The organism is Micromonospora sp. NPDC051141 (genome assembly GCF_044455765.1).
GTDB lineage: Bacteria > Actinomycetota > Actinomycetes > Mycobacteriales > Micromonosporaceae > Micromonospora.
The window spans coordinates 222,127-243,240 of record NZ_JBITFD010000009.1; the positions used below are offsets into that span (position 1 = coordinate 222,127).

Here is a 21,114-nt window from a genome sequence, read left to right on the forward strand (position 1 = left end):
CCGGAACGGCGGGACCGGCCGCCGACCGTCGCCGCTCAGGCGCTCTCCCGGGTCACCAGCGTGGACGCGAAAGCGGTGCTCGGCGCGACCGGCGCCCGGGTCAGCACGGCGGTGGCCGCGGCGGTGGCGATCCGGTCGACCGGGTGGGTCGCGGTGGTCAGCGCCGGACTGCTCATCGCCGCGTACGGCAGGTCGTCGAAACCGCCGACCGCCACGTCGTGCGGCACCCCCAACCCGTGCCCACGCAATGCGGCGATCACCCCGAACGCGGTGGCGTCGCTGGCCGCGAAGACCGCGTCCAGGTCCGGCCACCGGCGCAGCGCCGCCAGCGCCGCCGCGCCGCCCCGCGCCGCGGTGAAGTCGCCGGTCACCAGCCGCTCCGGCGACCCCGCCGCCCGCATCAGCTCCCGGTACTCGGTCACCGACCGCTCCGCGCAGGCCAACCAGCGCGGGCCGGTCACCATGGCGATGCGGCGGCGGCCGGTGGCGTACAGGTGGCGCAGCACCGCGCCGGCGCCGGCCGCGTTGTCCACGTCGAACGACGGCACGGTCGCCGAGCCCTGGCCGATCGAGACGACCCGGCCGCGCAGCCGGGGCGGTACCGCGTCCAGCGCCGCCCGTGTGGTGTTGACCAGGATCACCCCGCAGACGCCCCGGTCCGCGCCGAGCCGGCCCAGGCCGGACGGATCGTCGAGCGGCAGCCACTCCAGCGCCACCCCGATCCCGTGCGGCGCGCACACCCGTGACGTGGCGCTCACCACCCGGTGCACGTACGGGTCGTCGAAGACCGCGTCGGTCCGGCCCACCACGGCCACCACCAGCCGGACGCCGGCGCCGCGTACCAGCGCCCGGGCGGTGACGTCCGGCACATAGCCGAGATGGTCGGCGGCGGCGCCCACCCGGGCCCGGGCCTGCGCCGAGGCGAACCCGTAGCCACCGAGCACCCGCGAGGCGGTGGCCCGGGACACCCCGGCGGCCCGGGCCACGTCGTCGAGCGTGGCGGGTCGTGCGGTCGGCGTACCCATGTGCGCATCATGCCCGGTCCGGGCCGGGCACGGTAAGGGGTGGGAGCGCTTGTGGTGGTAGCGCTCTCAGGTGTGCGATGGTCGTCGGGAACCATTCGGGGAAGGGACTACCGCACCGTGAGTAACGCCACCGACGCGCCGGCCGTGTCACGGCCACCGGCCTCCCGGCCGGTGCTGGCCGCCCGCAACGGCGTCGCCGTCGTCTTCGCCCTCAACGGGCTCGCGATGGCCAGCTGGTTCTCCCGGGTGCCGGCGGTCCGGGAGGCGCTCGGCCTCAGCCCGAGCCGGCTCGGCCTGCTGCTGCTCTGCATGTCGGTGGGCGCGCTGCTGGCCATGCCCGCCGCCGGTCTGGTCACCCAGCGGATCGGCCCGGCCCGCACGGTGGTCGTGGCGACCGTGCTGGTCGCGCTCGGCATGACGGTGGCCGGTCTCGCCACCGGCCTGGCCGGCTTGGCGGTCGGCGTCGGGCTCGGGATCGCCGCGTTCGGCTTCGGCTCGGGCCTGTGCGACGTGGCGATGAACGTCGAGGGCGCGGCCGTGGAGAGGCGGATCGGCCGGACGATCATGCCCCGCTTCCACGCCGCCTGGAGTCTCGGCTCGGTGGCCGGGGCCGGGCTCGGCGCGGGGGCGGCCCGCCTCGGCGTGCCGATCGAGGTGCACCTGCCGGTCCTGGCGGTGCTGATCCTGACCGGCACGCTGCTCGGGGCGCGGGCGTTCCTGTCCGCGCCGGCCGAGACGACGGGCGCGGGCGAGCCGGCGGCCCGGCGGCGGGCGCTGCTGACCGCCTGGCGGGAGCCGCGCACCCTGCTGGTCGGCCTGCTGGTGCTGGTCATGGCGTTCACCGAGGGCAGCGCCAACGACTGGCTGGCGGTGGCGTTCGTCGACGGGTACGGCGTCGACGAGGCGGTCGGCGCCGCGGTGTTCGGCGTGTTCGTGGTCGGTATGACGCTGGGGCGGACCCTCGGCACGATCGCCATCGACCGCTGGGGACGGGTGCCGGTGCTGTTCGGCACCATCGGGCTGGCCGCCGTCGGCGCCGCTCTGGCCGTACTGGCGGGCTCCGGTCCGCTGGCCGTGGTCGGCGTGGCGTTGTGGGGGATCGGCGCGTCGCTCGGCTTCCCGGTCGGGATGAGCGCCGCCGCCGACGACGAGGAGAAGGCCCCGGCCCGGGTCAGCGTGGTCGCGGTGATCGGCTACACCGCGTTCCTGGCCGGGCCGCCGCTGCTCGGCTTCCTCGGCGACCACCTCGGCGTGCTGAACGCGCTCGGCCTGGTGCCGCTGCTCCTGCTGCCCACGCTGGCGCTGGTGCCGGTGCTGCGCGCGCCGGCCGGAGCGGACCGGCCGGCCCGCTGAGCGGCTCAGCCGACTCCCACTGCGCTCCCAGGCCCCTGCCAGGCACGCGTGCTGCACTGGACTCCGACGTCGAGGAGAGGAGGCGGGCATGGGCTGGTTCAGCCGACGGGCCGCCGAGCCGACAACGCCGACGAAGCTCGACCGCGAGGCGAACCGGGAGGACCTGGCGCAGCTGGAGGCGTTCGTGGCCAGCCGGCGCGGGGTCGAGTTCTACCTGGAACCGGAGACCACCGCCACCGACACCACGGTGGTCGCCATCGCCCACGACGGCGAGTGGATCCGCCGCCGCACCGGCTCGCCCCGGGTCGCCGGCAAGATCGCCCAACGGCACGCGGTGCCGCTCTACGAGGCGGCCCGCACCGGCTACCCGGAGCGGATGCGGGTCTGGAACCGGGCGCACCCGGAGCGCCACGCACGCTGACCTGCGGCCGGGCCCGGTCCGGCCCGGTGCGGCCCGGTCCGGCCCGGTGCGGCCCGGTCCGGCCCGGTGCGGCCCGGTGCGGCCCGGCCCGGTGCGGTCCGGTCCGCCCCGGACGGGTTCCAGGCCAGGGGCGGTGCGCTCCGGTCCGGTCCGCGCCGGGTCATCGCGGTCGTGGGGTGTGCCGGCGGCCCCTCACTCGCCGAGCGCGGCCCGGGCCTGATCGCGGCCCAGCGGCTCGTCGTGCGCGGAGACGTACCACTCGACGTGCTCGGAGAGCAGGCTCCGGGCCAGCGCCAGATCCGGCCCGTCGGTGGGGCCGCGCTCGTGCAGCGGCGGCGGGTACCAGCAGTCGCCGAGCAGCAGCACCCGGGAGTCCGGCACCAGCACCACCGTCGAGTCGGGAGCGTGCCGGCCACCGACGTGCCGCAGCACCACGCCGGTGGGCAGCATCAGCTCGTCGGTGAACGTGCGGGTCGGCGGCAGCACCGCGAAGCCGCCCCAGTCGTCCACGGCGAGCGCCCGCGCCCGGTAGCTGGGCCCGAGCCGTGGCTCGGCGCGGACCCGCTCCCGCAGGTGACGGTGACTCCACGGGCGGGCCGCCTCGGCACGCAACGGGGCCACCCCGGCCTCGTGCCCGACGATCTCCACGCCCGGCCAGGCGCAGGCGCCCCAGACATGGTCCCAGTGGTGATGGGTGTAGACCAGCCAGCGTGGCTCCGGCAGCCGGGCGGCGGCGATCCCCGCTCGGATCTCCCGGGCGTGCGCCGGACTGTGGCCGGCGTCGACGAGCACGCTGCCGCGATCGTCGGCGACCACCGCCACGGTGGGCCGCACCGCGCCGGGGTCGGGGTCGCCGGGGAACAGCCAGACCCGGTCGGCCAGGTGGCGCAGCTCCATGGCGGGATGCTATCGCCGCCAAGCCCTCACCGGCTGCCCCGTCAGCCGGTGAACGCGACGGCCACCGCGTACCCGAGGAAGGCCGCGCCGAGCCCGGCGGCCACACTGACCAGCACATTCGCGTACGCGTGGAGACGCGCGCCGGTGCGGGCCAGCCGCAGCGTCTCGTAGCTGAGCGTGGACCAGGTGGTCAGCGCGCCGCAGAAACCGGTGCCGACCAGCGCGGTCACGGCGGGATCGGCCGGCACCGCCAGCACCGCGCCGAGCAGCAGTGAGCCGGCCACGTTGACGGTCAGCGTGCCCCATGGGAACGCGGAGTCGTGCCGGGCCTGCACCGCCCGGTCGGTGAGGTAGCGCAGCGGAGCGCCGAGCGCCGCGCCGAGCGCGATCCAGAGGACGGTCACCGGGCCTCCCCGTGCCGGGTGGCCAGCAGCCGTCCGGTCACCACGTCCCCGGCGGCGACCGCCAGCAGCGCGGCGAGCACGGTCATGGCCAGGTAGACTAGCGCCGTGCCCGGCGCGCCGGCGGTCACCAGACGTTGCGCGTCGACCGCGTACGCGGAGAACGTGGTGAACCCGCCGAGCACGCCGACGCCGAGGAACGGCCGGACCAGCGGCCCGGCCGGCCGGGCGGTGAGGACCGCCATCAGCACGCCGATCAGCAGGCAGCCGGTGACGTTGACGCCGAACGTGGCCCAGGGGAGACCGGTGGGCGGGTGCGGCGCGGCGGCCTGCGCGCCGGCGCGGGCCAGTGCGCCGAGCACGCCGCCGCCGGCGATCACGCCGAGCACCGCCGCCGGGTGCGCGGTCAGCTCCGTCCGGTCGGCGGGTACGCGGAGATCGACGTCCGGATCGACGCGGGACTCGGGCGGTCGTCTCACGGTGCCTCCCACCAGGACGGGCATCACTGGCAGGGACCGTTGGCGTGGTCGCGGTTCTCCCGGCGCCTCCCGGGACGGCGGGCCCCACCGCCGGCCCGCCGAGCATAACCCGCCCTGCCGCGCCCTGCCCTGACCCCCGCGCCTCCTCGTCGATCTTGCGATGCCGGCCCCGACAACGGGCGCGAACCGCCCGTGCGAAGGGCGGTACCCGCAAGATCGGCGCGGAGATGGCGTTGACCTGGCAGGGTGGGCCGTACGGGCGTACGGTGAGCGGGTTCCCGCCCGGCGCGGCGGCGTCGGGCCCGTCGCGCAGGAGGCAACCGTGCAGGACCGCACCCCTCGTCCGGACGAGCTGGATCCCGCCGAGCGGATCGGCGTCGACGAGCTGCGGGCGCTCCAACTGGACCGGTTGCGCCACTCGCTGCGGCACGCGTACGCGCACGTGCCGCACTACCGGCGCGCGTTCGACGCCGCCGGCGCCCACCCCGACGACGTCCGTGACCTGGCCGACCTGGCGCGCTTCCCGTTCACCGCCAAGGCCGAGCTGCGGGAGAACTACCCGTTCGGCATGTTCGCCGTGCCCCGGGAGCGGATCGCCCGGCTGCACGCCTCCTCCGGCACCACCGGACGCCCCACCGTGGTCGGCTACACCCGCGCCGACCTGGACGCCTGGGCCACCCTGATGGCGCGCTCGATCCGGGCCGCCGGCGGCCGGCGCGGCGACCGGGTGCACGTCGCGTACGGGTACGGCCTGTTCACCGGCGGCCTGGGCGCGCACTACGGCGCCGAGGAGTTGGGTTGCACGGTCATCCCGGTCTCCGGCGGCATGACCGAGCGGCAGGTCATGCTGATCCGTGACCTCGAACCGGAGGTCGTCATGGTCACCCCCAGCTACATGCTGGCCATCGTCGACGAGATGGAACGCCAGGGCGTCGACCCGCGCGCCACCTCGCTGCGGGTGGGCATCTTCGGGGCCGAGCCGTGGACCGAGGACATGCGCCGGGAGTTGGAGCAGCGGCTGGACCTGCACGCGCTGGACATCTACGGCCTGTCCGAGGTGATGGGCCCCGGCGTGGCGGTCGAGTGCGTGGAGACCAAGGACGGCCTGCACCTGTGGGAGGACCACTTCTACCCCGAGATCATCGACCCGGTGACCGGCGCGGTGCTGCCCGACGGCGAACGCGGCGAGCTGGTGCTGACATCGCTGACCAAGGAGGCGATGCCGGTGGTCCGCTACCGCACCCGTGATCTCACCCGGCTGCTGCCCGGCACGGCCCGCCCCATGCGGCGGATCGAGAAGATCGCCGGCCGCACCGACGACATGATGATCGTGCGGGGGGTGAACGTCTTCCCGACCCAGATCGAGGAGCTGATCCTGCGGGCGCCGGCGCTGTCGCCGCACTTCCAGTGCGTACTCGACCGACAGGGACGGCTGGACACCCTCACCGTCCACGTCGAGCGCCGCGCCGACGCCGCCGTGGCCGACGCGGAGCGGGCCGGGGCGGCCCTGGTCGAGCAGGTCAAGAACACCATCGGCGTCTCCGTGGCGGTCCGGGTGATCGAGCCGGACGGGGTGGAACGCTCGATGGGCAAGATGCGCCGCATCGTCGACCAGCGGCGGGAGCGCTGAGATGACGGACGACGGCCCGCGTACCGCGGCCCACGACATGTTCGACGCCGACGTCGCCTCGACCGGGCTCGGCATCGAGCTCGTCTCGGCCGGCGACGGCGCGGCGGTGGCCCGAATGCGGGTCACCCCGGCGATGCTCAACGGGCATGCGATCGGCCACGGCGGTTTCGTGTTCCTGCTCGCCGACACCGCGTTCGCGCTGGCCTGCAACAGCCACGGCCCGGCCACCGTGGCCGCAGGGGGCGAGATCACCTTCCTGCGCCCGGTGCGCGCGGGCGACGTGCTGGACGCGTACGCCACCGAGCGGGTCCGGCACGGCCGCAGCGGCATCTACGACGTCACCGTGCGACGCGGCGACGAGGTGGTGGCCGAGTTCCGGGGACGCAGCCGGGTCATCGCCCGCGACTGACCCGGCCCGCCCCGCCCCCCTGTCCGCGTCCGCCCCGACCACTTCGCCGATCTTGGACTGGTGGTGCCAACGGATGTCGGTTTACGCCTGGTATCGGAGATGCCACCACTCCAAGATCGATGAAACGGCGCGCGTGGCGCCAACGGCCGCTTGCCGGGCGCGACTGTTTTCGGCCGCTACCCGGGCCGGAGTGGCCCCGTGCCCGCTCCGACCCGGACGCGACCGTCAGGCGGCCAGCCCGAGCGCCGCGTCGGGCGGCGTCGGTGTTCGCCGGCCCCGGTCCGCTCGTTCGGGCGGACCGGTCACCCGGCCGACCCGTGCCGAGCCACCAGGTGCGACCCGTGCCGAGCCGCCTGGTGCGACCTGTGCCGGGCCGCCCGGGGTGAACCACACGGGGTCGCCTGGTGCGACCCGTGCCGAGCCGACCGGGGTGAACCACACGGGGCCGCCAGGTGCGACCCGTGCCGGGCCGTCGGGTGCGAGCTGTGCCGGAGCGACCGGCCGGTGGGGGGCCGGGGAACCCGGTCGGGTCCGCCCGTCGCCACCGACCGGAGCGTCCGGTTGCCCGACGCTGACGACGCCGTTCCGTCGCCCGTCGCCGGTCGGAGCGTCCCGTTGCCGGAGGTCGGCCGGCAAGTTCCGCGGCCCGATCTCCCCCCGGGACGGGCCGGCCCGGGTGCCGGCCGCGTCGGCGTACCCCGATCGCTCCGTCACCGACCGGCGTGCGCCGGCCCCGTCCGGCCCGGCCGGCGGGACGGGCGCCGGTCGGGCCCCTCCACCCGACCGGCGCGACCGCCCCGCCCCGAGCGGGCAGGTCACCCGCTCCTCGGCGTCCCACCCGGGGACGCCGCTCTCCACCGGCGCCGGCAGGCGCGCGGGGGGAGCCTCACCCGGCCGATCGGCCACCTGGCGCACCACGCCGACACCGGGCCGGCCGCTGATCCCCCGGTCAGCGACGCCGGCCCCCGTGCCGATAACCGGACGGCCGCTGGTCCCTCGGTCAGCGATGCCGGCCCCCGTGCCGGCTCCCCGCCCGACGCCGGCTCCCGTCCGGGTCCGGGCTCCCCACCCGACATCGGTTCCCGCCCCGATTCCGGGCTCGGCGTCGACGCGCGCCCCGACGACCGCGCCGGAGCGCGCGTCGGTCGCCGGCCCGGGGGTGGCCCCGGACCGGACGTCGACGGGTACGCCGATGCGGTCGGCGTGGATCGCCGGCACCGGCCCACCGCTGGTCAGCCGGCGGACGAAGTCCGCCCGCACCGCACGCGGCAGCCGGTGCGCGGCCACCCGGGCCACCACCGGCTCGACGATCGTCCAGCCGCCCGAGCCGCCCGGGATACGCGAGCCGCCGGAGCCGCCCGAGCCGCCGGAGCCGCCCGAGCCGCCGGAGCCGCCCGAGCCGCCGGAGCCGCCCGAGATACGCGAGCCGCCGGAGCCGCCCGAGGCGGCGGCGCTGCGCGAGCCGACACCGGTGCGCCGGACGCCCACGCCCGCTCCGGTGTCCGAATCGGCCCACTCGCGCGCACCGTCCGGCGCGGTCCCGTCCGCGCCCGCGTTTCCGCCGGCTCCGGGGACGGCACCGGCGCCGGTGCGGCGGAGCAGGCCGGCCGCGGCCAGGGCGCGCAGCACCGGCCCGGCCTGGCCGGCCGGCCAGGCGAGCATCCGCTCGACGGTCGCCGTGGTGACCGGGCCGCCGACCACCGCGCCCGCCATCAGCACCGCGCGCTGCGCGCCGTCCAGTCGGTCCAGCCGGGCGTCCACCAGCCGGCGCACCGGTGCGGGCACCCCGGCCGGCTGATCCTCCGCCGCGCCGGTCGCCGCGTACACGCTCGCGACGGCCGGGTTGCCGCCGACCAGCGGCAGTAGCGCGGCGGCCAGCGCGGCGGGCCGGCCGGTCCGGTCCAGCAGGTGCCGCAGCAGGCGGCCGGTGTCCCGCGCGCCCAGCGGCGGCAGCCAGATCCGCAGCCGCCGGGCGACCGGCGCGGGCCGCGGGTCGGCGTGGCCGGCGCCGTGGGTGGTGACCACCGCGAGCGCCAGCCCGCGGTCGCCGGCCGCGGCGTACAGCTGGCCCAGGAACCGGTGCAGTGCCGGCGCGGCCCGGTCCAGGTCGTCCACCGCCACCACCACCGGGCTCCCGGCGGCCCGGTCGAGCAGCAGCTCGCGGGCGGCCACCGCGGCCCGCGCCGCCGCCGCGGCGTCGCGCGGCGCGGCGAGGAAGGCGGCCAGCGCCGGGCTGGTCGCGGCCCATCCGGTCGCGTCCGGGGCCGAGCCGGGCAACGGGCGTACGGTGGCCGGCCGGTCGGTCGCGTCCGGGGCGAGCAGCGCGCGGACCAGGTCGGCCAGCGGCGCCAGGTCCCCCTCCGGGTACGGCGGGCAGTGCGCCACGCACCAGCGCACCGCCGTGCCGTCCACGCGCGTCACGGCGCGGGTCAGCTCGTGCAGCAGTCGGCTGCGACCGCTGCCGGGCGGCCCGGTCACCGAGATCCACCGTGGCCGGCGTTCGCGCAGCGCCCGGGTCACCGCGTCGGCCGCGCCGGCCAGTTCACGACGGCGGCCCACCAGCGGGCCACGGTGCCGGGCCGGCCGGTACGGGGACACCCCGGTCACCCGCCAGACGTCCAGCGGCAGCGTCTTGCCGGCCATCGTCGCCGTCGCGAGTGGACGCTGCTCCACGAGGCCGGCGACCGCCCGCCGGGTGACCGGGCAGACGACCACGCCGCCCGGCGGCGCGTACTCCTGGAGCCGGGCAGCGGTGGTGATCACCGCGCCGCTGGCCGCGCCGTGGCCGCCGTCGCGGGCGCCGGTCAGGTCCACCAGCACCTCGCCCGTCGCCACACCGACCCGCACCCGCAGCCGGGCGTCGCCCGGCGACCGCCGGTCCAGCGCCGCCTGGATCTCCAGCCCGGCCCGCACCGCCCGGTACGCGTCGAAGCCGTCGCAGCCGGGCGCGCCGAACAGCGCCATCACGGCGTCGCCGACGTACTTCTCCACCACGCCCCGCCACCGGCGCAGCACGCCGGAGACGGTGCCGAAGTAGACCCGTTGCAGCGTCCGCACGTCCTCCGGGTCGAGCCGTTCCACCAGGCCGGTCGAGCCGACGATGTCGACGAAGAGCACCGTGACGGTGCGGCGTTCCTCCGGTACCGGCCAGAGCGCCGCACGGGCGGCTTCCCGACTCGCCACGGGCGTGGTGATCACCATCGCACCCACCCTTTCCCTGGTCCGGTGCCCGACGACCTCCGGACACTTTCACCACCGGGCCCTCGGGGGATCGGTAGGACGACGTATGTCGGCCACGCGCAACCGTTAGTCGTGTTGTCGACGCGGGAGGTACCACAGGGCCCCGAACGCCGTAGAACGGTGCGGGGACCTGTGACTAGGCTGCGTCCCATGGCCAGCGACGTGGACTCCGCACCGCTCGTCGGCCGCGCCGGGACCGTGGCGACGCTGCGCTCGGCGCTGCTCGACGACGTCGCCCCGGGGCACACCGCGGCGGTCTTCCTCACCGGCGAGAGCGGCGTGGGCAAGACCCGGCTGCTGAGCGAGGTCGGCGAACAGGTGCGGCAGGCCGGCGCGCTGGTGCTCACCGGCGCCTGCCTCGACATCGGCGACGCCTCGCCGCTGCACCCGGTGCGCCAGGCGCTGCGGCGGCTCGACGCCGATCTGGCCGAGGCGCGCACCACCTCGGCGGTCCGGGGCCTGTTGCAGGTGTTCGACGAGGAGACCCCCGGCCCGGACGGCGCGGGCGCACTGCTGGAACGGGTCGCTCAGGGGCTGCACCTGGTGGCCGGTGGCCGGCCGCTGGTGCTCGTGCTCGACGACCTCCAGTGGGTCGACCGGAGCACCCGTCAGCTCCTGTTGTACCTGCTCGCCGGCCTGGGCGACCTGCAACTGTCCGTGCTGGCCGCGATCCGCGCCGAGTCGCTGCGGGGCGCGCACCCGCTGCGCCGGGTGCTCGCCGAGCTGCGCCGGTTGCGTTCCGTCCAGGTGGTCGACCTGCTCCCGCTGGACCGGGCCGGCACGGACGAGCTGGCCGCCGCGATCGTCGGCGCGCCGCTGCCGCCGGAGGCCGCCGACCAGCTGTGGCAGCGCAGCGGCGGCAACCCGTTCGTGGTGGAGGAGCTGGCCCGCGACCGGCGGGACGGTCGCGACGGCCTCTCCGACACGCTGCGCGAGGTCTTCCTGGGCCGGGTCGACGCGCTGCCCCAGCCGGCGCACGCCGTGGTCCAGGCGGTCGCCGCCGGCGTCGAGCCGGTCGAGCACTGGCTGCTGGCGCAGGTGGTGCGGCTGCCCGAGGACGAGCTGCTCGACGCGGTGCGCGAGGCGGTGGCGCACCGCCTGCTGGTCGGCGCCGACGACGGCTACCGGCTCCGGCACCGGCTGGTCGCCGAGATCCTGGCCGGCGAGCTGCTGCCCGCCGAGCGGGCCGCGTTGCACCGCCGCTACGCCGAGGCGCTCACCGCCGCCCCGGCGGAGCTGCACCAGGCCCGGCTGGCCCACCACTGGCGGCAGGCCGGCGAGCCGGCCCGGGCGCTGCCGGCGGCGATGGCCGCGGCCCGCGAGGCGGAACGCTTGCACGGGTACGCCGAGGCGCACCGCCACTGGTCGACCGCGTTGACGCTGGCGGCCACGCCGGCCGCGGTGCCGCCCGACGGCGGGCGGCCGGCACCCGTCGAGGTGGACCGCGCCGAGCTGCTCAGCCATGCCGCGGAGGCCGCGCACCACAGCGGCGAGCACGCCCGGGCGCTGACCCTGCTGGCGGAGCTGTGCGCCGACCCGGCCGGCCCGCCGACCTGCGCGTTGCACATCCGACGGGCCCGTTACCTGGCCGCCGCCGGCCGGTCCGCGCCGGCCGAGGAGGAGTACCGGCGGGTGCTCGCCGCGGCCGACTGCTCGCCGCACGAGCGGTGCACCGCCGCCGCCCGCCGGGCCGAGCTGCTGCTGCACCTGGGGCGTTACGCCGAGGCCGGCGAGCAGGCCCGGGAGGCGCTCGACCTGGCCGCCGGGGTGCCCGGTTGCACCTCCGAGGTGGTGCTGGCCAGCTCCGCGCTCGGCTTCAGCGAGGCGTTCCTGGGCGACCCGGCGGACGGGCTGACGGTGATGCGCCGGGCGCTGGAGACCGCCGAGTCCTCCGGCCGGCCGGAGGACGTGGCCTGCGCGTACCTGCACCTGGCGGAGCTGCTCACCGGGCCGCTCAACATCCTCGAGGAGGGTGTCGTGGTGGCCCGCCGCGGCGCCGAGCGCGTCGCCGAGCTGGGCCTGGGCCGCACCTGGGAGACCCGGCTGCTGGCGGTGGCGACGAACGGGCTGTTCCGGGTCGGGCAGTGGGCGGAGGCGGAGAAGGTCGTCGCCGCCGCGCTGCGGCACCGGCCGTCCGGCGCGGACGCGGTCGAGCTGCTGCTGGCCCGGTGCCGGCTCTCCGTCGGGTACGGCGACGTCGAGGCCTCCGACCGCGACCTGGAGGCGGTCGCCACGGTGCTGGCCGGGGGCGGCGCGCGGCACGTGCTGCCGATGCTCATCCTGCGCGCCGGGCTGGCCATGTGGCAGGGCCGGCACGACCTGGCCCGGCAGGCCGTCCAGCGGGGCCTGACCGAGAGCCGCTCCGACGACGTCATCGTGCTGGCCACGCTGGCCTGGCACGGGCTGCGGGCCGAGGCCGAGGCGGCGGCCAGCCGGACGGTGGAGGTGGACCCGAACGCGGTACGCCGGCTGCGCGAGGTGGTCGACCGGGTGACCCGTAAGAGCGCCCAGGCGGGCGCGCCGGTGCGGTACGTCGCGGACGGTTTCCTGGCGCTCTGCGACGCCGAGCTGAGCCGGCTCGACGACGGCCGGGGCGACCCCGAGCTGTGGGGCCGCTCGGCCACCGAGTGGGACCGGCGGCACCACCCCTACCCGGCGGCGTACTCCCGGCTGCGGCAGGCCGAGGCGCTGCTGTCCCGCCGCAGCCGGATGGCGACCGCCGGCAAGCTGCTGCGCCAGGCGCACGCGACGGCGCAGGCGCTCGGCGCGGTGCCGCTCAGCGCGGAGATCCGTACCCTGGCGGGTCGGGCCCGGGTGACCCTGGACGACGCGCCGGCGCCGGCGCCCCGGCCGCGCGCGGCGCCCGCGGTGCCGGCGGTGGACGAGCTGGCGGTGCTGACCGCACGCGAGCGGGAGGTGCTCGCCGCGGTCGCCGAGGGGCTGACGAACAAGGAGATCGGCCAGCGGCTGTTCATCAGCGAGCGGACCATCGGCGTGCACGTGTCGCACATCTTCGACAAGCTCCAGGTCCGGACCCGGGTGCAGGCCAGCGCCATCTTCCTGCGCAACCGTCCGGAATAGACGTACGCCGAATACGTCGTTCTACTGATCCGACCCACGCCCGGCGGCTGGCAGGCTGTCCGGCGGAGTCGGATGGCGTCGTGGGGGGCGCCGACCATCGTGGAGGAGAGATGACCGAACCGGTCTGGGGTCCCGTGCACCAGGACATCGTCGGGTTGCTCGCCGACCATCCCGCCGACGTGCCGGCGGTGGTCGACCACCTCACCAAGTTGCAGGACCTGCTGGTCCGGCTCCCGCCGCTGGAGGCGAGCTGCCCGCTCGCCGACTTCAACCGGCTCTACCTGGTCATCACCAGCACCGTGCTCGACGGTCTCTACGAGGACCGGTTCGTCGATCCGGCGTTCCTGGCCCGGCTCGACGTGGAGTTCGCCGCCCGCTACTTCGAGGCGCTGCGGTTCTGGACCGACTCCAGCCCGAGCACGCCGCGCGCCTGGTCGTGCCTGTTCAAGCGGATGCGTGGCCCGGACGCCCGGCCACTGCCGTCGGCCGCCGCCGGGGTCAACGCGCACATCAACTACGACCTGCCGTTCGCGCTGGTGACGACGCTGGAGAGCCTGGAGTCCGAGCCGGTCGACGGCAGCGACCAGCACCGCGACTACCTGGAGATCAACAAGATCTTCGCGGAGCGGATCCCGGAGCTGCGCCGGGGCTACCTGGACCACTGGCAGCTCATGATCGACATGGTGAACGGCGACATCGACGACTGGTACCAGGGCGAGCTGGTGGAGTACACCCGCAACGTGGCGTGGCGCAACGCGCAGAAGATCTGGCACTGCCGCCACGACCCGGACGCCCGTGAGTGTGAGCGTACGCGGCTGGACGACAACGCCGCGCTGCTCGGCCGGCTGCTGCTGTCGCCCCTCGGGGCGTTCCTCCAGTAGTCGGGACGGGGGGTCCCCGCGTCCCGCCGTCCGGGCGCGGGACGCGGGGACGCCGTCCGGTTCCGTCAGTTCCCCCGATCCGGCATTCCGCCGGGACGCGACCCGGGTACCGCCTACCGTCGGGGCATGGCGCAGGCACGGGACGGGGAGCAGCAGCCCCGGCGTACGCGGGACCGCCGCCGCGAGGCGCACGCCGCCGCCGCGGCCCGGGCCGGCCGGCACACCGAGCCCGGCGACCGGGCCACCCGCGCCCCGGGCACGCTGCCGGAGCGGGTGGCCGCGCCGGCCCGTCCGACGGCCCCGGCCGACCGGCTGCACCGGTGGCTGTTCCAGCACCGGGTCGAGCCGGTCGGCCCGGAGGTCGGGGAGCACCAGGCACGGGCCCACCCGTGGTGGCAGGTGATGTGCCTGACCGGCGTCGACTACTTCTCCACCCTGTCCTACCTGCCCGGCATCGCCGCGGTCGCGGCCGGCGCGCTGAGCCCGCTGGCCACGCTGCTCATCGTGGCGCTCACGCTGCTGGGCATGCTGCCGATGTACCGGCGGGTGGCCCGGGAGAGCCCGCACGGGCAGGGCTCGGTGGCGATGCTGGAGCGGCTGCTGCCGTTCTGGCGCGGCAAGCTCTTCGTGCTGGTGCTGCTCGGCTTCGTGGCCACCTCCTGGATCATCACGATCACGCTCTCCGCCGCCGACGCCAGCGTGCACCTGCTGGAGAACCCGGTGCTGCCCGCGTCGTTCCCGCACGGCGCCACCGCCGCGGTGCTGGTGACGGTGGTGCTGCTGCTGGTGCTCGGCGGCGTCTTCCTGCTCGGGTTCAGCGAGGCGGTGCAGGTCGCCATTCCGCTGGTGGCGGTCTTCCTGGCGTTGAACGCGGTGGTGGTGGTCGCCGGGCTGGCCCAGGTCGCCGCCGATCCCGGGCTGCTCACCGACTGGACCGGCCGGCTGACCCGGGTCGGCGGCGCCGGCGACGTGCTGGCCACCAGCGTGCTCGCGTTCCCGCTGCTGGTGCTGGGACTGTCCGGCTTCGAGACCGGGGTGAGCATGATGCCGCTGGTCCGCGGCGACGGGGCCGACCCGGAGCGCCGGCTCGCCGCCCGGATCCGCAGCACCCGTCGACTGCTCACCACCGCCGCGCTGATCATGTCGGTCTACCTGGTCGCCACCACGTTCGTCACCACGGTGCTGATCCCGCCGGCGGCGTTCGCCCCCGGCGGGGCGGCGAACGGGCGGGCGCTGGCGTTCCTCGCCCACGAGCGCCTCGGCGAGGCGTTCGGCACCGTCTACGACATCAGCAGCGTGCTCATCCTCTGGTTCGCGGGCGCCTCGGCGATGGCCGGGCTGATCAACATCGTGCCCCGCTACCTGCCGTCGTACGGGATGGCGCCGGAGTGGGGCCGGGCGGTCCGCCCGGTGGTGCTGGTCTACACCGCGATCAGCATCGCCATCACGGTTGCCTTCTCCGCCGACGTCAACGCCCAGGCCGGCGCGTACGCCACCGGCATCCTGGCGATGATGGTCTCCGGCGCGATCGCGGTGACCATCTCGGCGGCGCGGGCCCGGCACCGGCTCGCCGCGGCCGGGTTCGCGCTGCTCACCGCCGTGCTGTTGTACGCGCTCGCGGAGAACGTGGTGGCGAAGCCCGACGGCATCACCATCTCCGGCTTCTTCATCGCCGGGATCATCGCGGTCTCGTTGATCTCCCGGGTCACCCGGACCACCGAGCTGCGCGCCGAGCGGATCGAGTTCGACGGCCCGGCCCGCCGGTTCGTCGACGAGTCGGTCGCCCGGGACGGGCGGCTGCACGTCATCGCCAACAAGCGGCAGAGCGGGTCGGTGAAGGAGTACCGGGTCAAGGAGCGGGCGCAGCGGTCGATGAACCCGGTTCCCGGCGCCGCCGACGTGCTCTTCCTGGAGATCGACGTCAGCGACCCGTCGCAGTTCAGTCAGGTGCTGCGGGTGCACGGGGTGGAGTCCGGCGGGTACCGGATCCTGCGGGCCCGCAGCCCGGCCGCGCCGAACGCCATCGCGGCTATCCTGCTCGCGCTGCGCGACGCCACCGGGGTCCGCCCGCACTGCCACTTCGAGTGGTCGGAGGGGAATCCGATCGCCCACCTGCTGCGCTACCTGATCCTGGGGCGCGGCGACACGCCGCCGGTGGTCCGCGAGATCATCCGCAAGTCCGAGCCCGACCCCACCCGCCGCCCCGGCATCCACGTCGGCGGTTGAGGGGTAAGGAGGGGGCCTGCTTAACGCCTGCGGTAGAGGTGGGTGCCCCGCTTACCACGCGCCGAGGGCGGCTGCATACTCCTCAATCCAGCCTCCTAGGATGCCGTGGCGATGGTGACGATGTCGGCAGGCGGTGATGACGGTGTCAGCGGGCGGTGGCGGCGGCGTCGGCAGGCGGTGATGACGGCGGCGGGGCGGGGCACGGAACGGCCCGCGCTCGCTGGGCGGGCGCGGGCCGGGGGAGTGCGGGGTACGGCGGGCGGCGGACCTACTTGGACGGCTCCGGAAGCTTGCAGTCGATCTTCGGGTTGGCGCCGATGTAGTTCAGCGGGCCGGCGACGATGGTGACCAGGATCGTGCCCGCCTCCGCGCAGTTGGTGTCGTCGTTGCCGTAGTAGCCGCGCTGCCCGGCGGCGATCGCGCCGATGATGAGCCAGATGACGACCAGGACGCCGACTATCGAGGTGCCGCGCATCAGTTGCCTCCACGGGTTGTGGTGAGTTCGAGGTGGAGGGCATGTACCCCGCGCGGGTGATCCGCCAAACGGCGTGTCGGCCCCGGTACGGCCGATTCCGATTACCGGCCGGGAACTCAGTGCGGCGGCGCCGGCTCCTCCGGCGGGCGGCCCCGGCTGCGCCGGTGGTCGGCCGCGGCCACCCCGGCCAGCACCAGCATGGCGCCGACGGCGGCGTACACCGGCGCGAGGAACAGCAGCGCCGGCGCGATGCAGAGCAGCGCCAGGACACCACCGGGGCGGGACAGCGACACCCGGCTGAACACCTCGTACTCGAAGGCGGCCCGACCGGTCAGGAACAGCGCCGGGCCGCCGAGGATGACCGCCAACCAGGCCGGCGGCGTGCGTCCGGTCGGCTCCAGGAGCACCAGGTCGAAGCCGGCCGCGGTGGTCACCACCCCGGCCACCATCAACAGATGGGTGTACGGGGCGGTGTTGAGGAACCGGCTCGGTTGGCTCGACCGGGCGATGGCATCCGGCAGCAGCTCACCGGAGCGGTGCACGTAGACACGCCAGAGCAGCAGCGTGGTGACGAACGCGGTGGTGAACGCCGCGATGTTCTCCACCTCGGAGTGGTGCAGGCTGAACACGGTGCCGGAGACCAGCACCGCGTCACCCAACGCGATGATGAAGAACTGCTGGTAGCGCTCGGAGAGGTGCTCGGCGGTCACGTTGCGCTGCTCGTTCGGCACGGCGCCCAGACCGGGCACCGGATAGGCCAGCCGGAACCCGAGGTAGTCGACCGCCAGCGCCGAGGCCCAGAACCACATCCGGGCGGTGCCGTGCGCCGCGATCGCGCCGATCAGCCAGGGCACCGCCGACACCGCGAACCAGACGAAGATCCGGATGGCCCGGCGGCGGGTCTGCGGGTGCCGGCGGACCGCCGGCATGAGGAACAGGCCGCGTCCGAGATGGATCGCCACGTACGTGCCGGCGAAGACCAGCCCCCGGGGGCCGAACGCCTCCGGAATGGCGGTGGTCATCAGCAGCGCGCCGAACATCACGGACACCACCAGCAGCTTGATCTCCGCGCGCTGCGGATCGTAGAGGTCGGTGACCAGGGTGGTGATCGCCCACGTCCACCAGATCGCCATCAACATGATCAGCGACTCGGCGGCCCGTTCCCAGCCGACGCCGCCGACCAGGTACCGCGAGATCAGCGCGAGCGCCACCACGTAGACCAGATCGAAGAAGAGTTCCAGCAGCGTCACCCGGCGGGGCGCCTCGGGGTCGCGGACCGGCGGTGGCCGACCGGCGGGCTCCGGCGTCCGGGTGGGCACGATCAGCTCCTGCGGTGGCGGGCTCGGCGTCGACCGTTCCGCCCCTGCACAGACCGTAGCGAGACGCCGTCGCCGTTCGTCGGATTTCCGGCATTCCGCCAGGGCCCGCCGCTCCGTCGAGCCCGCGCCCCGCTCCGACGGAATGCGTCGGCCCGGCAGGGAGGTGGCGGGTCGGGCCGCCGGTCCGGTGCGGTCGCCCTGGTCCGGCGGTGCCGGCCCGGGCCCGGCCGTGGGCGCCGCGGTGGGCACACGCGTCGGGCCGGTGGCGACGCTCGGTCACCACCGGCCCGCAACGGGTACGGACTACTCGGCGCTGGCCGGCAGCACCTTGTCGGCCTCGGCGCGGGCACCGGCCAGCACCTTGGCCTGCTGGGGCCAGGTCGCCAGGCCGGGGGCGGCGCGCAGACCGGCGGCCTTCACGGTCTCGCGCAGCGCGGCCTCGTCCAGCCCGGCCAGCTGACGGTAGGTGCGGATGCCGGCGTCCTGGAGGGCGGCAGCCAGCTTCGGCCCGATGCCCTGGATGCGGCGGAAGTCGTCCGGCGCCTCGGTGTCGGACTGCGGCGGCGCGTCGTTCTCCACCGAGGTCCGGGGCATCGGCACGACCGGCGCGACCGCCGGCTCGTCGGCCACCGGCGCCGGCTCGTTCGCGGGCTCGTTCGCGGGCTCGTTCGCGGGCTCCGGCTCGGCTGCGGCGGTGACGGGCGTGGCGGTGACGGGCGCGGCCCCGGTCTCGGGCGCGGCCTCGGTCTCGGGCGCGGTCACGGGCGCGCCCGTGGTGGCGACCGTCCCGGATCCGGTCGACCCGACGGGCGCCGGCGTGGCGGTGACGGGCTCGGGCGCGGGAGAAGCGGCTACGGGCTCTGCCTCCGGCCCGGTCGCAATGGGCGCGGCGGCCGGCTCGGAGTCGGCGACGGGCGCGGAAGGAGCGTCGGCCGGCTCGGGCTCGGTGGTGGGCGCGGGAGAAGCGACTACCGGCTCCAGCTCCGGCCCGGTCGCGTCGGTCTCGGGGCGCTCGGCTTCGGTGGTGGCGGGCGTCGGCTCGGCCGCGTTCGCCGGCTCCGTCGAGTCGGCCCGCAGCGAGTCGGAGGACACCGAGTCGGAGGTGACCGAGTCGGAGGTGACCGAGTCGGAGGTGACCGAGTCGGAGGTGACCGAGTCGGAGGTGACCGAGTCGGAGGTGACCGAGTCGGAAGTGACCGAGGTGGCGGGCGTCGAGGCGGTCACCGGCTCGGCGGCGGTGACCACGACCGGCTCGGGCTCGCCGGTCGCGCCGTCCGCGGAGGTGTCGGCATCGGCGGCGTGGGTGGCGGGGGCGTCCGTGTCGGCCGGGGCGGGCCGGTCGGTCACCGCGGCGGGGACCGGCGTCTCGTCGACCACGGCGGCCGGCTGCGGTTCGTCGACGGTGGCGGTCACCGTGGCCGGGCCGGCGGCACCGTCCACGGTGGGCGTGGCGGCGCCGGCGCCGGCCCGGCGGCCGCTCACCACCCAGCCGACGCCAAGTCCGATGAGCAGGGCCAGGATCACGAGCAGCCACTGCCCGAAGCTCGACGGCATGGCCAACCTCCTTGTATGTACGTGCACGACGGTCGCAAAAGCTCGGGGCAGCTTTGCACACGTGCGCGCGGCACGACAGGCAGGTCGGGGCCGGGGTGCGACGGTGGGACCGATCCTGTCGGCCGGTGGCCGGAGGATGACGGTGGGTGCGGGAGACACCCCGGGACCTGGTGCCGTGCGCGGTCCCGGGGTGCCTCGTCCGTGGCCCGGTCCGGTCAGCGGATCCGGTCGGGCATGGGGGCGTCGGCGGTGTCCCAGCTGTAGAAACAACCTGCCACGGCGTCGCGGGGCGAGTGCCAGGTCGGCAGGTACGGCGAGGTGTGCGCGGAGAGCCGTTCGTTGACGCGCTGGTAGAGCGGGTGTTCGCGCAGGTCGGCGGTCGGGTCCGGGGCGACGTCGACGGTCTCCATCAGATGGACGCACAGGTCGTGGAGGTAGTACAGCGACCGGTGCCGGATCCCGGTGAGCCGGGGCAGTTCGGTCGCGTCGGACTCGGCGAAGATCTGGGCCACCCGGCCCTGCGCTCCGGGCACGATCCGGCTGACCACCAACAGTCGACTCATCGCAGACCCCTTCCGCCGCGCTGCTGCCGCGTCGACCACCGGCCGGACGGCGGCGGTCGCGGGTCCCACGATGCCGGGGCGGGTGTCACCTCGCCGTCACGGCGTACCCCTGGGCATTGATGGGGGTGGCGACGTCGCGCCGCGCGGGTGCGGCGCCGGGCCGCGCGGCGCGGCGTTGGCGGGGCGGCCGGCAGGCCGCTGCGGCGGCTCCGGCCGGCTGGCCCGGCGGATCGGGGCGAGCGTGTCGTCGAGCAGCGCCGTCATGGCCGGGGAGGGTTCCAGGCGCAGCTCGCGCAGGAGCAGGTCCCGGTAGACGTAGAACGCGTGCACGGCCTCGAACGCGTTGCCCTCGGCCAGGTGGATGCGGACGACCAGGCGGTGTGGGGTCTCGCGCAGCGGCTCGGCGGCCATCGCCTCCAGCGCCGCCTCGAGCGCCTCGCCGTGCCGGCCGGCGGCGAGGTGGTTGCCGGCGAGTTCCTCCAGCATGTGCAGGCGTAGCTGGCGCAGCCGTTCGCGTTCCAGCAGCACCCAGTCGTCGTACCAGCCGGGGAGCAGGTCGTGCCGGCCGGTGCCGGCGGCGCCGCGGGGCGTCCTGCCGTCGCGGACCCGGGCGGCGGCCTCGACCAGCTCGTCCACGTCGAGGTGGACGGTGGCGTCGAGGCGGACCGTGTCACCGTCGGTGCGCAGCGGGCAGCACGGGTCCTGGCGGAGGCGCCACAGCGCGGTACGCAGCGACGAGAGCGCCCGCTCCTCGGGGGTCTCGGGCCAGAGCAGTCCGGCGAGGTGGCTTCGGGTCGCGGCCGGACGCAGCCCGATCAGGGCGATGACCCGTTGCAGGCCGCGGGGCACCACCACCGGCACGCCGTCGTGCAGCAGTTGGAAACCGCCGAGCAGGTGCAACGCCACGCGGGGGGCGGGGTCCCCCGCCGTCGGCATCCTCGATCCACCGGACACGGCACACCCCCCAGCACCGGAACCCTGAGTCCCGACCGTCCTGTCTGCCCGGATCTTCCCGCCCGCGACGCCGTTGTCGGAACGTCTCCGCCGCGGTCGCCGGACGTGTGCCGTGGCCGGGTCGACCGGTACGGAGAATATCAACGTCTGTTACTCTGAGTCAACGGCCGGTGACTTCGTTGACCCTCCGTAACGTATTCGTAAGT

17 protein-coding genes are annotated in these 21,114 nt (G+C 75.7%); 7 read left to right on the forward strand and 10 right to left on the reverse strand.

Annotated features, from left to right (window positions below):
- Nucleotides 1-35: 35 nt before the first annotated feature.
- Nucleotides 36-1,025 (reverse strand): LacI family DNA-binding transcriptional regulator, encoded by a 990-nt coding sequence (locus ACIA6B_RS19045; RefSeq protein WP_396774932.1) that lies wholly within the window; start codon nucleotides 1,023-1,025, stop codon nucleotides 36-38.
- 117 nt (nucleotides 1,026-1,142) lie between these two features.
- On the opposite strand from ACIA6B_RS19045, the gene ACIA6B_RS19050 reads away from it, so the two are divergent.
- Complete coding sequence (locus ACIA6B_RS19050; RefSeq protein ID WP_396774934.1) at nucleotides 1,143-2,378, forward strand: MFS transporter; 1,236 nt, start codon at nucleotides 1,143-1,145, stop codon at nucleotides 2,376-2,378.
- Between the two features lie 88 nt (nucleotides 2,379-2,466).
- Nucleotides 2,467-2,799: a hypothetical protein gene (locus tag ACIA6B_RS19055; protein ID WP_396774936.1), complete on the forward strand. Its 333-nt coding sequence runs from the start codon at nucleotides 2,467-2,469 to the stop codon at nucleotides 2,797-2,799.
- A gap of 192 nt (nucleotides 2,800-2,991) precedes the next feature.
- Here ACIA6B_RS19055 and ACIA6B_RS19060 read toward each other — a convergent pair whose 3' ends face one another.
- From ACIA6B_RS19060 to ACIA6B_RS19070, 3 genes are read right to left on the reverse strand one after another with little or no spacing between them, the layout of a single operon-like run.
- Nucleotides 2,992-3,696 (reverse strand): MBL fold metallo-hydrolase, encoded by a 705-nt coding sequence (locus ACIA6B_RS19060; RefSeq protein WP_396774938.1) that lies wholly within the window; start codon nucleotides 3,694-3,696, stop codon nucleotides 2,992-2,994.
- 41 nt (nucleotides 3,697-3,737) lie between these two features.
- A complete protein-coding gene (gene crcB / locus ACIA6B_RS19065) occupies nucleotides 3,738-4,100 on the reverse strand; it encodes a fluoride efflux transporter CrcB (RefSeq protein ID WP_396774940.1) in 363 nt (120 codons plus the stop codon).
- Nucleotides 4,097-4,600, reverse strand: a complete 504-nt coding sequence (locus tag ACIA6B_RS19070; protein WP_396774942.1) for a CrcB family protein — start codon at nucleotides 4,598-4,600, stop codon at nucleotides 4,097-4,099. The genes crcB and ACIA6B_RS19070 overlap by 4 nt, the downstream gene beginning before the upstream one ends.
- A gap of 298 nt (nucleotides 4,601-4,898) precedes the next feature.
- On the opposite strand from ACIA6B_RS19070, the gene paaK reads away from it, so the two are divergent.
- A complete protein-coding gene (gene paaK, locus ACIA6B_RS19075) occupies nucleotides 4,899-6,206 on the forward strand; it encodes a phenylacetate--CoA ligase PaaK (RefSeq protein ID WP_396774944.1) in 1,308 nt (435 codons plus the stop codon).
- Nucleotide 6,207: 1 nt separating this feature from the next.
- Nucleotides 6,208-6,615 carry a hydroxyphenylacetyl-CoA thioesterase PaaI gene (gene paaI / locus ACIA6B_RS19080; RefSeq protein WP_396774946.1) on the forward strand — a complete coding sequence of 136 codons (408 nt, stop codon included), beginning with the start codon at nucleotides 6,208-6,210 and terminating at the stop codon, nucleotides 6,613-6,615.
- A gap of 225 nt (nucleotides 6,616-6,840) precedes the next feature.
- On the opposite strand, the gene ACIA6B_RS19085 is transcribed toward paaI, so the two are convergent.
- Nucleotides 6,841-9,816, reverse strand: coding sequence for an AAA family ATPase (locus tag ACIA6B_RS19085; RefSeq protein ID WP_396774948.1), 2,976 nt, complete (start codon nucleotides 9,814-9,816; stop codon nucleotides 6,841-6,843).
- 189 nt (nucleotides 9,817-10,005) lie between these two features.
- On the opposite strand from ACIA6B_RS19085, the gene ACIA6B_RS19090 reads away from it, so the two are divergent.
- From ACIA6B_RS19090 to ACIA6B_RS19100, 3 genes are all read left to right on the forward strand, one after another.
- Nucleotides 10,006-12,936 carry a helix-turn-helix transcriptional regulator gene (locus tag ACIA6B_RS19090; RefSeq protein WP_396774950.1) on the forward strand — a complete coding sequence of 977 codons (2,931 nt, stop codon included), beginning with the start codon at nucleotides 10,006-10,008 and terminating at the stop codon, nucleotides 12,934-12,936.
- Between the two features lie 110 nt (nucleotides 12,937-13,046).
- Nucleotides 13,047-13,817, forward strand: coding sequence for a DUF5995 family protein (locus ACIA6B_RS19095; RefSeq protein ID WP_107160365.1), 771 nt, complete (start codon nucleotides 13,047-13,049; stop codon nucleotides 13,815-13,817).
- Nucleotides 13,818-13,943: 126 nt separating this feature from the next.
- Nucleotides 13,944-16,043 (forward strand): amino acid transporter, encoded by a 2,100-nt coding sequence (locus tag ACIA6B_RS19100; RefSeq protein WP_396774952.1) that lies wholly within the window; start codon nucleotides 13,944-13,946, stop codon nucleotides 16,041-16,043.
- 268 nt (nucleotides 16,044-16,311) lie between these two features.
- Here the strand turns inward: ACIA6B_RS19100 and ACIA6B_RS19105 are convergent, their stop codons facing one another.
- The 5 genes from ACIA6B_RS19105 to ACIA6B_RS19125 all read right to left on the reverse strand — a co-directional run bounded on the left by ACIA6B_RS19105 (nucleotide 16,312) and on the right by ACIA6B_RS19125 (nucleotide 20,890).
- Nucleotides 16,312-16,518 carry a hypothetical protein gene (locus tag ACIA6B_RS19105; RefSeq protein ID WP_091574126.1) on the reverse strand — a complete coding sequence of 69 codons (207 nt, stop codon included), beginning with the start codon at nucleotides 16,516-16,518 and terminating at the stop codon, nucleotides 16,312-16,314.
- 116 nt (nucleotides 16,519-16,634) lie between these two features.
- Complete coding sequence (locus ACIA6B_RS19110; protein WP_396774954.1) at nucleotides 16,635-17,837, reverse strand: low temperature requirement protein A; 1,203 nt, start codon at nucleotides 17,835-17,837, stop codon at nucleotides 16,635-16,637.
- A gap of 303 nt (nucleotides 17,838-18,140) precedes the next feature.
- Nucleotides 18,141-19,391: a hypothetical protein gene (locus tag ACIA6B_RS19115; RefSeq protein WP_396774956.1), complete on the reverse strand. Its 1,251-nt coding sequence runs from the start codon at nucleotides 19,389-19,391 to the stop codon at nucleotides 18,141-18,143.
- Between the two features lie 215 nt (nucleotides 19,392-19,606).
- Nucleotides 19,607-19,954, reverse strand: coding sequence for a TcmI family type II polyketide cyclase (locus ACIA6B_RS19120; RefSeq protein ID WP_396774958.1), 348 nt, complete (start codon nucleotides 19,952-19,954; stop codon nucleotides 19,607-19,609).
- A 96-nt stretch (nucleotides 19,955-20,050) separates the two neighbouring features.
- Nucleotides 20,051-20,890 carry a BTAD domain-containing putative transcriptional regulator gene (locus ACIA6B_RS19125; RefSeq protein ID WP_396774960.1) on the reverse strand — a complete coding sequence of 280 codons (840 nt, stop codon included), beginning with the start codon at nucleotides 20,888-20,890 and terminating at the stop codon, nucleotides 20,051-20,053.
- Nucleotides 20,891-21,114 lie beyond the last annotated feature (224 nt).